This is a genomic window from Rheinheimera sp., from assembly GCF_020217005.1.
In the GTDB taxonomy this organism is placed as follows: Bacteria; Pseudomonadota; Gammaproteobacteria; order Enterobacterales; family Alteromonadaceae; genus Pararheinheimera.
In genome coordinates this window covers 1-11856 of sequence record NZ_JAIWOI010000217.1, presented here as the reverse complement: position 1 = coordinate 11856, position 11856 = coordinate 1, and the positions used below count along the sequence as shown (strand labels likewise).

The window sequence follows — 11856 nt, the reverse complement described above, 5'->3', positions numbered from 1 at the left end:
CCAGGGATGGCAGCGAATAAAAAATTGCCCGGAGCAATTTTTAACATCAAAGCGCAGCGACGATGGCCCGAAGGGGGAGCGCCAGGGATGGCGCGAATAAAAAATGGCCGCCGAAGACAACAACACAGCGGCCACTGGGAAATGGATAAATTACGCTAAAATGCCATCCTTACAGCTGTTGCAGCAAGGCGACGAGGCTTAGAGACCCCAGGAGCATAGTTGCCTATGTGACTGGGGCGAGAAGCGGAAGTCAACGCCGCTGCAGCAGCAAGGACGACGGGTTAAAGGATGCCAGAGATTGAACGCATCAGCCCTTTTACTAACTCAGGCTCAGCTTCGGCGTATTCCATATTGACCTGGTTGGCCGTGGACAAAATACGGGTCTGGTAACGTTTCCACTCGGTTTCTTCAGTGGACGTGACATTTTTATAGCCACTGTTGCCTTGTTTTAAGCTGGCTTTGTTTTCTTCCAGCACAACCACGCCTTTTTTCGCACGTTCAGAGATTTGTAAGTCGGTGATAATGCTGTAGTGAACATCTTTCACCATGGCGTCAGCCGCTAAACCTATCAGCGCACCAGCTACTGTGGCGCCAGCACGACCACTACCGCTACCAAATTGGTTACCAATAGCACCACCTACTAAAGCGCCACCAAAGCCGCTACCAAAAGCTTCGTTTTGGGCACGTAAATCTGTTTCGCCAGCCTGAAGTACATTGGCCTGTAATAAGAAGTTCGCTTGTTCAGGGTCACGCACTACACGATAACCTTTAGCCTGCACAGCTTCGATGATCTGAGGTTCAATCGATAAACCCTGTTTATCTGAGGTATTACGCACCTGAACAAACACAGTGCGTTTGTCATCTGCAACAGGATCCAAAAAGATGGTGTCACTCATCTTGGTCTGAACTTGCAAATTCCTTTTGCTGATCGCCGTATGAGTGGCTGAACAGCCTGACAACATCAAAGTACCAATAGCCAAAGCAGCAACAGCGATTTTCATTTTTGACATACAAAACTCCATAATACAAATGAGATTAGACCTGCTTAGTTTAACGGACAGCACGCTGCAGACCAAGGCGAAGTGTTTATACATCAGGTAAAAAGTTGTAACAGACTATGCCGTTATTTGCTTTTGCTGCCGTGTTGATGGGAAGTATAGGCAAGTCGTCTGAATTGCAGATGAATTAAACAATTCGGGCCAGAGTAAAATTAAATTGAAAATCTAATTTTACTCTGGCCTTAGTTATTCGTTTTAAGGAGATTAGCGGAAAAGAGCGACTTCGTCGTCAGTTAAATAGCGGTACTCGCCTTCAGCCAGATCAGGATCCAACGGCAAATCACCAATCTGTTCGCGGTGCAGTTTTTCAACTTTGTTGCCAATAGCCGCAAACATACGTTTGACCTGATGGTAACGACCTTCGCTGATGGTCAGCAAAGCCTGATGCGGTTCAAGGATCACCAGTTGTGCAGGCTTAGTTAAGGTCTTTTCACCACGCAGCATAATACCTTCAGCAAACTGGGCTATGGCAGATTCAGGCACAGGATCGGCCAACCAGACTCTGTAAGTTTTGGCGCAATGATGTTTAGGTGAACTGATTTTGTGTGACCACTGACCATCGTCCGTGATCAACACTATGCCTGTCGTGTCTAAATCCAGACGCCCTACTGTATGTAAACGTTCCAACAGAGGTTCGTCCATCAAAGCAAATACTGTGTCGTGATCCGGGTCTTCGGTGGAACAGATATAACCAGCAGGTTTGTGCATCATGATGTAACGCAGCCCAATCAACTGCAGTTCTTCACCATCTAAACAAACCTTGTCTGAGGCTTTCAGTTGCAAGGCAGGTTGTTTGGCCAGCTCGTCGTTCACTGTTACCAGTTTTTGCCGTATTACTTTACCGGCCTGACTGCGGGTCAGACCGGTACAATCACAAATAAACTTATCTAAACGCATTTTGAGTTTCCTGGATTTTCTATTTCCAGTGTAACCAGATCAGGGGGCAGACTCCAGTTTTGCTGCAGCAGGCACCTGCACTTCAGTCAGCTTCTGGTCTTTTAAATGCCAGCGTAATATCCTGTTGTTATTGGTGTCCGCTATATAAAGTTCACCATTAAATACCGCCAATCCACCTGGCTCGTTCAGTTCAGTGCCTAAACTCAGAGTCATCACCTGCTCTTCATCCAAGTCCAGTAACCTGATTTTGTGATTATAGGTGTCTGCTACTGCCAGTGTATTTTGATCCAGCACCACTACATCTTTATTGTGTTGCAGCAAAGCGCGTTTGAAACCACCATCCTTTAAACCAAACTCGAATAACCCCTGTCCCACTAAAGTATCGACTTTGCCTGAGCTTAGGTCTATTTCACGCACAGCACTGGCTTCAGCGTCAGCGACCCATAGCTTGCCACCTGCTAACGCCAGACCGCTGGGTTGGTTAAAGGCTGCATCAGTACGTTTACCATCCAGCAAAGCTTCCTGCCCTGTACCAGCAAAAACTTTCAGTTGTGAACTCAGTAAGTCCAGAGTCCAGATTTGATGACTCCCTGCCATAGCAATATATAAGGTGGACTTGTCCAGCGCTAAATCCCATGGTGAACGCAAGGAAACCTGAGTCGGTGTAGAACCAGGCACTAAACGGCCCTGCGCCAATTCACCGTTGCCTGCAATAGTCGTCACCTGAAAACTGGTTAAATCAATGCGGCGAATAGCGTGATTGCCTGTATCAGCCACGTACAGGGCTTTGTCCGTCAGCACCAGGCCCTGAGGCGATGAAAAAGCGCTGCTGTCGCTATGGCCGTCTTTTAATTCTGCAATACCAGAACCTAAACGTTTGATTAATTTGCCCTGATGGTCCAGCAACAGAATTTGATGGTGCAAAGTATCACTGATGGCAATATAACGCTGATCGACAGTTAAACTGCCAGGCGCGGCTAAAGCCGTATTCAGAGGGTCCAGCAATTTAATCGGCAAAGGTTTGAGGTTAAGCTCACCTTTAAACTCAGCCAGTAACTGCTCTATCGCCTGATCCAATACATCATAACGGCCTTCCCCTGAGGTTTGGCCAACATATTTACCATCCGGACCTATCAGAACAAAAGTAGGCCAGGCCCTCACTGCATAGGAGCGCCAGAGCTGAAAATCGACATCATTCAGTACCGCATGTTGTATGCCATAACGCCGTACTATAGAGGTTAAAGTGCTCAACTGTTTTTCATTGTCGAACTTAGGCGAATGCACTGAGATCACCGCCAATTTGTCGCCATACTTCTGTTCCAGCTTGTGTAGATCCGGGATCACATGAATGCAATTAACGCAGCCATAAGTCCAGAAATCCAACAACACCACTTTGCCTTTGAGTTGTTGCATGGTCAGAGGCTCTGTCACATTCACCCAGGGTAAGCCAGCAGGAAATTCAACACTATTAGTGCGGGCCGAGGCTTTGGCGAGGCCAAAGGTTAAACTACAGCTCATGATGAAAATCCAGATTATTAGTTTAAAACGCATTAGTGACTCCTGGTCAGATAGCTCTTCCATACTATAGAACGGTGTTTCTGCCAAATTCGTTCATTGTTTTACCTAAACTAACCAGAGTTTAACGAGAGATTAATGACAGCGGCAGATTTTTGGTTGCTTTTTGACTCGGAATTCCTCTATCTTGCTGCTGCACCAAGGTGTAACTTCTGCGGCTTGTAGACGAAAATTGTCGATTAAAATGCACAGCGCAGATAAACAGGTCCAAAAAAACTATAACTAAATAAGAGATAAGCATGACTAACTCTACAACACGCGGCAGCTGGGGTTCGCGTATCGGCTTTATTTTAGCGGCAGCAGGCTCTGCAGTGGGCCTTGGCGCAATCTGGAAATTCCCTTATGTCGCAGGTGCCAATGGCGGCGGCGTATTCTTATTAGTCTATCTGGCCTGCGTATTTTCTGTTGGTGTAGTGATGTTACTGGCCGAGATGATGATAGGCCGTACCGCTAAGAAATCAGCTACTTCAGCCTACCGTGCTATGGGCAAAGGCTACTGGCATGTCGCTGGCTGGCTTTCTGTGCTTGGGGTGTTTTTAATTCTCGGTTTCTACTGTGTAGTAGGTGGCTGGACCATAGCTTATATAGTGCAAACCATACAAGGCACAGTGCTGACCACTGACGCTAAAGTGTTAAGTGATACTTTTACTCATTTTATTGCCAACCCGACAGCCTCTTTAATTTATACAGCTCTGTTTATGATCATCACAGCAGTCATTGTGATTGCAGGTGTGCAGTCTGGTATTGAACGTATTTGTAAAATTCTGATGCCCGCACTTTTTGTGCTGATGTTAGTGATGGTATGGCGCAGTCTGACCTTGCCTGGTGCTATAGAAGGGGTGATGTACTTTATTACGCCGGACTGGAGCAAATTGAGCATTAAAATGGTACTGGATGCTTTAGGTTTAGCTGTGTTCTCCTTGTCTGTAGGCGCTGGCCTGATGGTCGCTTACGGCTCTTATTTAAGCCCTGAAACCAAAGTGGTGAACGCTGGTTTGTGGATAGCGGGTCTGGCAACGTTAGCCTCAGTGATGGCCGGCTTAATGATTTTACCTGCTGTATTCGCCTTTAACGTAGACCCTGCAGCTGGTCCAGGCTTAACCTTTATCACAATGCCAGCGCTTTTTGCCCAGATGGCCGGGGGTCAGGTACTGGCATTAATTTTCTTTTGTTTGTTGCTGTTTGCAGCTGTCACTTCGTCCATTTCTATTCTGGAACCTGTGGTCGCCTTTCTGATCGATGAATATGGCATGGATCGTAAAATTGCTACAGTGCTGGTGGCCATAGTGAATTACACCCTACTAGGCATACCTGCGGCATTGTCCTTTGGTGGCGGCATGGAGAGTTATACTATTTTCGGCAAAACACCTTTTGATGCAATGGATTTTATGGCGTCCAATGTACTGATGCCATTAGGCGGTATGTTTGCAGCAACTTTTGTTGGCTGGAGGGTATGGCCGCAGATTAAAACTATTCTGGCAGGAGAAGTGCCAGCTGCTGTGCAGAAAATATACTGGTTACTGGCCGCGGTGGTTTCACCTGTGCTGATTGCGATAGTAGCCATAATGACCATTAAAGGTAGTTAAGAAACCAGGAAAATACCGGTAGCCTCATCTGCGCGCTGCCGGTTTTTAGTTATTCTGCTCTAGTTTTAAGCAGCTAACCACCAAACAACACGGCTTTGCTTGCCAAAGCCTGCTGTGGATGCTGAGATAGCCCTGTTGTTATAACCATTAAGTCCGTTGCAGCCTCTTTCGCAAGTTAGCTTTCGGACGCAGACAAGACAAGTCGTGTTGTCACCGTATTGATCATTCAGATTGAACACTGTGGCCAGACAAGGATTGAGATGATGATAAAAAAAGACTACTTCTGGCCACTGCTGGGTTTGGTCGCTGTAGCATTTTCAATTTATGTGCTGCTTGAGCAGTTAAAAGACATCTCCTATGAAGATGTAGTGCTAAGCCTTGAAGCCATTTCTCTGCATGGCTGGCTGATGGCTGCGCTGGCGACTGTCTTTGCGTACGTGGCTTTAGCAGGTTACGACAGGCTGGCCTTATCTCATCTGCGTAAAAAAGTATCCTGGACCTTTATTTCTGTCGCTTCCTTCACCGCTTATGCTATAGGGCATAATCTTGGTGCTTCGGTGTTTTCAGGCGCTGTAGTGCGCTACCGGGCTTATCGCTCGCAAGGATTAACAGCAGGTGAAGTAGGTATTCTGGTCGCGTTTTGCTCTTTTACTTTTGCCCTTGGCAGTATTTTGTTGGGTGGCATAGCGCTTATGGTGGAGCCCAGCTTACCCGCCCATTTTCACAAGGCTATACCAGAATGGATAGCCTTCTTACTTGGTGCTGGTATGTTATTTCTGGTTGCGCTGTATTTATGGGGCAGCCTGACCGACAGGGGCTGTATCAACCTATGGAAGTTAAAGCTGGAATACCCACGATTTTCACTGGTATGCCGTCAATTAATTGTAGCTCCACTGGAGTTGTTGGCCGCGGCCGCCATTATTTATTACGCCCTGCCGGAACAAAGTAACCCTGGCTATTTTATGGTGTTAGGGATCTTTTTGGCGTCTTTTTCTGCAGCCCTCTTGTCTCATGCGCCTGGTGGATTGGGTGTACTGGAAGTAATGTTTTTGCTGGCCTTACCTGAAGTGAATCCGGCCGATGTCATTGCCGCATTGCTGGTGTTCCGCTTGTTTTATCTGCTGATCCCTTTTGCCATTTCACTGATTATCGTGGTGTGGTTTGAGCAGGATCAGTTGCTGAAGAAATTTAAAAGCACAAAGAGTTAAAGTCTGCCGCTAAGATTCATAATCCGGCAGTTTTTTCTGTTTATCTGCCTTGGGCTGAAATGAGCTTGGCAGTACTTCAATACCCAGTTTGCGGCCAAGTTTAATTAAGATAGGAATAGTTACAGGGGCAAAAGGCAGAACAGCAAAGATACCCAGGCCTGTAGCTCTTAATACATCGACCAGTTGATGATTGGCAAAACGCATCTCAGCCTGTGTGGCCTTTCCCTGCAAAGAACGCTGATAAATAATCAGCATACGTCTGGTTTCATCCGTTTCCTGCGACAAGGCCATGCGAAGCCGGATCATGCTAAAGCGAATACGCGACATACTTTTACGCCGTTGTAATCGCAATACCCGGATCGGAGCCTTATGCAACCGACTTAACAGATTCATACCCACCTCAACTGCCTATATACCCAGATCCAGCAAAGTGAACATTGTAGGGGCTGGTCTTGTACCCGCCCGTCTATCGACACCGCGACTCAGATGACTGGCACATACATTATCGGCTGCTTTGGTAAGACAAGACAGTATTATTTTGTAGTATTTAGTTTAACCCGCTGAATTATAAGGCGCTAACCAGAAAATTCGGGTTTTTCAGGTTTTCTCTGTGATAAGCTGGATTAGCTATCCCCTGATATTCCACATGAGCACCCGCCACTTTGGCAATCACATGACCAGCGCCTGTATCCCACAGCATAGTAGGGCCAAAACGTGGATACAAATGTGCACTGCCTTCAGCCACTAAACAAAACTTCAGTGAGCTGCCAACCGCTATCAGCTCGTGCTTAGGGAAGCGACTTAAATAGTCTTCAATGTCCGCACTATAATGGCTGCGGCTGCCGACCACTCTCACCACTTCGCCTGCGGCTGGCGTTAATGCCACTCTGATAGTTTCGGTTAAACCATGCTGTTGCCGGGTCGCTCCGACCCCTTCAGCAGCGGCATAGGTTTTATCCAATACCGGGGCGTGAATGACGCCAAGCACAGGCTCACCCTGTTGAATAAGGGCGATATTGACGGTGAACTCGCCATTGCGTTTGATAAATTCTTTGGTGCCATCTAAAGGGTCGACCAGCCAGTATTCAGTCCATTGCTGGCGCTCTGACCAGGGAATATCTGCCGCTTCTTCGGATAACACAGGCACATCGGGAGTCAGCTTGGTCAGTTCTGTCAGAATCAGCTGATGCGCGGCCAAATCGGCTTCAGTTAAGGGCGAATCATCGTCTTTTTGTTCCACAACAAAATCACGTTGATACACAGTTAAAATGGCTTCGCCTGCAGCAACGGCTATACGTCGTACTTGCTGCAATAAGTCCTCTGTCAGTTTTAGCATTAGCTCAGAACTCCTTTGTCCGTCAGTAAAGCGATTAGCTGTTCGACACTTTGTTCCAGGCTTTGTTGCGCTGTATCTATAGTTAAATCCGGTTGCTCTGGGGCTTCATAAGGATCAGAAATACCAGTGAAGTGACTGATCTCACCTCTTCTGGCTTTTTGGTATAGACCTTTAACGTCCCGCTGTTCGCACACATCCAACGAAGTGGCGATATAAATCTCTAAAAACTTGCCGTCCGGCAGGCTGTTTTTTATCGCCTGCCGCTGGGCACGGTAAGGCGAAATAAAAGCACTCAGCACCACCAGGCCCGCATCAAGCATTAAACCTGCGACAGCGCCGACTCGACGGATGTTTTCAGTGCGGTCTGCTTCGCTAAAGCCTAAATCAGCACAGAGGCCATGCCGGACATTGTCGCCGTCCAGCAAATAGCTGTGCACTTTACGTTTTACCAATTCCTGTTCTAAGGCATTCGCCACTGTGGATTTTCCTGCGCCACTTAATCCGGTAAACCACAATACAACGCCCTGATGACCGTTTTGTTGCTCACGATCGGCGCGGCTGATTTGATAGTTTTGCCAAACAACCTGACTCATAAAAATTCCTTACAAGGACTGAAAAGGGAAAAACAAGGGTATTAACGCCAGTACGGCTATCGAATAGGCTAAAGCCATAGGCAAACCTACTTTGACATACTGGCTGAGTTTGTAGTTACCAACCGTATAAACCAATAAGTTGGTTTGATAACCCCAGGGCGAGATAAAACTGGCACTGGCACCAAATAACACCGCCATAATCAAAGGCATAGGGTCTATACCAAAAGCTTTGGCCAGACTGATAGCCAAAGGACAAGCCAAAGCTGCAGCAGCGTTGTTCGACATCAGCTCAGTTAAAATCAGCGTGAAAAAATACAAAGCCGCTAAAGCCCAGAATAAGTGATAGCCGCTAAAAACCTGCAACAAGCCCTGGCCCAGCAGTTCAGATACACCGGTATTTTCCATTGCCTGCGATAACACCAAAGCACCGCCTACAATCAACACTATATCGAGCGGAAAACGCCGCCTGACTTCTTGCAGACTGACAATACCTGTCGCCATTAAGCCAATCAGCAATAACACCAGGCCCTTTAATAAAGGCAGCTCGCCTGTCATCGACAAAGCAATGACTGCGACAAAAGCAGATAACACACCCCAACTGCGACGCAAGGATAAACGGGTGGCAGAGTCCACGCCATTGACTAATAAAAATTCTTTGTTTAGTTTACTGTTCTGATGAAATGTTTTGCCTGGCACCAGCAATAAAGTATCGCCGGTTTGCAGCACTATAGAGCCTAAACCGCCTTGCAGGCGTTCTTGCCCACGCTTTACTGCGACTACCACTGCATCAAACTCTTCACGGAATTTGGCATCTTTTAATGACACACCATTCAGACTCGAGGAATGGCTGATAATAGCTTCGACCAGCGCCTGACCATTCATACTGTGATGGCCATATAAGGTCAAACCCTGGATTTCCTGCAACAAAGCGACAGATTCCATATCACCGGCAAACAGCAATACATCGCCTGGCTGCAAGCGGTCTTCAGGACAGACAGGAGCGATATTCTGCTCACCCCGTACTATTTCAGCTAAAAACAGCTTGCGCAAATGCCGAAGCCCTGCCTCACCTATGGTTTTGCCTATCAGTACGGAATCTGCACTGATACGGGCTTCAAGGAAATAAGGTAAGTCAGCTTCATCTATTGTTTTTTCTGTCACGGGCAGACGATTCGCGATGATCCACATCATCAGCATGCCTGACAGCACCACGCCAGCCCCTACCGCTGTGGTGGTAAAAAACTGTAGTAAAGGCAAACCTGCTTTATCTAAAAAGCTGTTGACTACCAGGTTAGTGGACGTACCTATCAGCGTCAGGGTGCCACCAAAAGTAGCAGCAAAGGCCATAGGCAACATCAGCTTACTGGGCGCAAACTTCTGACTGCGTTTAATAGCACCTATTAAGCTGGCCACCACAGCAGTATTAGCCGTAAAGGACGACAACACAGCTGTAGAGACCCACAATCGGGTTAATACGGTTCTTAAGCCACCATTATTGAGCTGCTGCCCGACCCAACTGATTAAGCGGGTTTTCTCCAACGCGATGGACACCAGCAATAACAACACCAGCGTTAGCAACGAAGAGTCGGTAAAGCTGGCGGCAAACTGCTGGACGTTTAAAAGGTCCGTTAAATAGGTCAGTACGGCCACTGCGCCGAACACCCAGGCCGCCGACAGCCTGGTCAGCGTCAACAGGGCAATCAACCCTGCCAAAATAGCGAATACGCCGTACTGCTCCAGACTCATGCTTAGCCTTTTGTCAGCTGGCTTAAATCCAGTGCCTGCCAGTGTGGGAAATGTTTACGTACTAAAGCATTCAGTTCCAGCTCAAATTCGCTGAATTCTGCCTTGCTGCTGACACTGGCCAAAGCGCTGTCGACCATACCGGCACCCACTGTGATGTTGCTAATGCGGTCGATAAAGATAAAGCCACCTGTATCGCGGTTTTGTGCATAAGGGTCAAACACAACGGCTTCGGTCAGCTCCAGCTCAACCAGCGCTATGCTGTTCAGCTCGAGCTTGTCGGCCTGATGTTCGGCTAAGGTATTTACATCTATGCTGTGAGCAATAGCTGTAACTTTGCCGCTGACCTTTTTCGTCGCCAGTTTAATGTTGTAGCTTTTGCCAATCAGCAGTGGCTCTTCATGCATCCAGACCACTTTGGCCAGAATTCGGTTCGATACTGCGGCATGATGAGTCGCAGGTACTATCACATCGCCACGGCTGATATCTATTTCGTCTTTCAGCGTCAGCGTTACCGCCTGACCCGCAACAGCTTCCTGCCATTCGCCATCAAAAGTGACGATCGACTTGATAGTAGAACCTTTGCCTGAAGGTAAAGCCACAATAGCATCACCAACTTTAAAACTGCCGCTGGCGATGGTACCGGCAAAACCACGGAAATCCAGGTTAGGGCGGCTGACATACTGCACCGGCAAACGGGCTTCGGCTTGCCAGTTAAAACCTGTGACCGGCGCCTTTTCTAATAAGCTCAGTAAAGGACCGTCCTGATACCAGGGCGTTTGCGTGGAGCTGTGTACCACGTTGTCGCCATTCAGCGCTGACAGCGGCACAAACTGGATAGAAGGCACGTTCAACTGCGCAGCAAACTGCAGGTAATCCTGTTTAATTTGCTCAAACCGCTGCTGGTCAAAACCTAATAAATCCATTTTATTGATGGCAACGACAAACTGCTTAATACCCAATAATGAACAGATGAAGCTGTGACGGCGGGTCTGGGTTTGCACACCATAACGGGCGTCCACCAGAATAATAGCCAGATCACAGTTTGAAGCCCCTGTCGCCATATTGCGGGTGTACTGCTCATGGCCAGGCGTGTCGGCAATAATAAACTTACGTTTGTCGGTGGAGAAATACCGGTAAGCCACATCTATGGTGATGCCCTGCTCGCGCTCCGCCTGCAAACCATCGACCAGCAAAGCTAAATCTATAGTCTCCCCTGTGGTGCCATGGGTTTTGCTGTCTTTATGCAAAGCGGCCAGTTGATCTTCATAAATTTGCTGACTGTCATGCAATAAACGGCCAATCAGCGTACTTTTACCGTCGTCGACTGAACCACAGGTTAAAAACTTCAGCAGCGATTTATGTTGCTGCTGCTCTAAATACTGCTCAATGCCTACTTGGGCTAATTCATTGGCGACTGACATCAGAAATACCCCTCACGTTTTTTCTTTTCCATAGAACCACTGGAATCGTGGTCAATCACCCGGCCTTGTCGCTCACTGGAAGTCGACAACAGCATCTCTTCGATAATGCCTGTCAGGCTGTCGGCTGAAGATTCGATAGCACCAGTCAGCGGGTAACAGCCTAAAGTGCGGAAACGCACCAGTTTTTGCTCTGGCACTTCACCCGGATTCAACGGCATACGCTCGTCATCCACCATAATCAGCGTACCGTTGCGTTCCACTACTGGGCGCACAGCGGCAAAATACAGCGGCACTATGTCGATTTTTTCCTGATAGATGTATTGCCAGATATCCAGTTCTGTCCAGTTTGACAGCGGGAATACCCGGATACTTTCGCCTTTATTGACCTGACCGTTGTAGGTATGCCACAGCTCAGGGCGCTGATTTTTCGGGTCCC

At 47.7% G+C, this 11856-nt stretch carries 11 protein-coding genes; 2 read left to right on the top strand and 9 right to left on the bottom strand.

Annotation, left to right across the window (positions count from 1 at the left end; translation table 11 throughout):
- Window positions 1–281 precede the first annotated feature (281 nt).
- The 3 genes from LDL40_RS10695 to LDL40_RS10685 form a co-directional block, all read right to left on the bottom strand.
- Window positions 282–1010: a complement resistance protein TraT gene (locus tag LDL40_RS10695; protein WP_300995336.1), complete on the bottom strand. Its 729-nt coding sequence runs from the start codon at window positions 1008–1010 to the stop codon at window positions 282–284.
- A 252-nt stretch (window positions 1011–1262) separates the two neighbouring features.
- Window positions 1263–1955 carry a 16S rRNA pseudouridine(516) synthase RsuA gene (rsuA, locus tag LDL40_RS10690; RefSeq protein ID WP_300995335.1) on the bottom strand — a complete coding sequence of 231 codons (693 nt, stop codon included), beginning with the start codon at window positions 1953–1955 and terminating at the stop codon, window positions 1263–1265.
- A gap of 39 nt (window positions 1956–1994) precedes the next feature.
- Complete coding sequence (locus tag LDL40_RS10685; protein WP_300995334.1) at window positions 1995–3506, bottom strand: thioredoxin-like domain-containing protein; 1512 nt, start codon at window positions 3504–3506, stop codon at window positions 1995–1997.
- A gap of 263 nt (window positions 3507–3769) precedes the next feature.
- Here LDL40_RS10685 and LDL40_RS10680 point away from each other — a divergent pair, with 263 nt between their 5' ends.
- Window positions 3770–5116 (top strand): sodium-dependent transporter, encoded by a 1347-nt coding sequence (locus tag LDL40_RS10680; RefSeq protein ID WP_300995333.1) that lies wholly within the window; start codon window positions 3770–3772, stop codon window positions 5114–5116.
- 260 nt (window positions 5117–5376) lie between these two features.
- Window positions 5377–6324 (top strand): lysylphosphatidylglycerol synthase domain-containing protein, encoded by a 948-nt coding sequence (locus LDL40_RS10675; RefSeq protein ID WP_300995332.1) that lies wholly within the window; start codon window positions 5377–5379, stop codon window positions 6322–6324.
- A gap of 9 nt (window positions 6325–6333) precedes the next feature.
- Here the strand turns inward: LDL40_RS10675 and LDL40_RS10670 are convergent, their stop codons facing one another.
- The 6 genes from LDL40_RS10670 to cysD all read right to left on the bottom strand — a co-directional run.
- Window positions 6334–6717: a hypothetical protein gene (locus LDL40_RS10670; protein WP_300995331.1), complete on the bottom strand. Its 384-nt coding sequence runs from the start codon at window positions 6715–6717 to the stop codon at window positions 6334–6336.
- Between the two features lie 172 nt (window positions 6718–6889).
- Window positions 6890–7660 (bottom strand): 3'(2'),5'-bisphosphate nucleotidase CysQ, encoded by a 771-nt coding sequence (gene cysQ / locus LDL40_RS10665; protein ID WP_300995329.1) that lies wholly within the window; start codon window positions 7658–7660, stop codon window positions 6890–6892.
- Window positions 7660–8253 (bottom strand): adenylyl-sulfate kinase, encoded by a 594-nt coding sequence (gene cysC / locus LDL40_RS10660; RefSeq protein ID WP_300995328.1) that lies wholly within the window; start codon window positions 8251–8253, stop codon window positions 7660–7662. The genes cysQ and cysC overlap by 1 nt, the downstream gene beginning before the upstream one ends.
- Window positions 8254–8262: 9 nt before the next feature.
- Window positions 8263–9999: an SLC13 family permease gene (locus LDL40_RS10655; RefSeq protein ID WP_300995327.1), complete on the bottom strand. Its 1737-nt coding sequence runs from the start codon at window positions 9997–9999 to the stop codon at window positions 8263–8265.
- Between the two features lie 2 nt (window positions 10000–10001).
- Window positions 10002–11420, bottom strand: coding sequence for a sulfate adenylyltransferase subunit CysN (cysN, locus tag LDL40_RS10650; RefSeq protein WP_300995326.1), 1419 nt, complete (start codon window positions 11418–11420; stop codon window positions 10002–10004).
- Window positions 11420–11856, bottom strand: a 437-nt coding sequence (gene cysD / locus LDL40_RS10645) for a sulfate adenylyltransferase subunit CysD (RefSeq protein ID WP_300995325.1), incomplete at its 5' end; no start/stop codon positions are given. The genes cysN and cysD, both read right to left, overlap by 1 nt.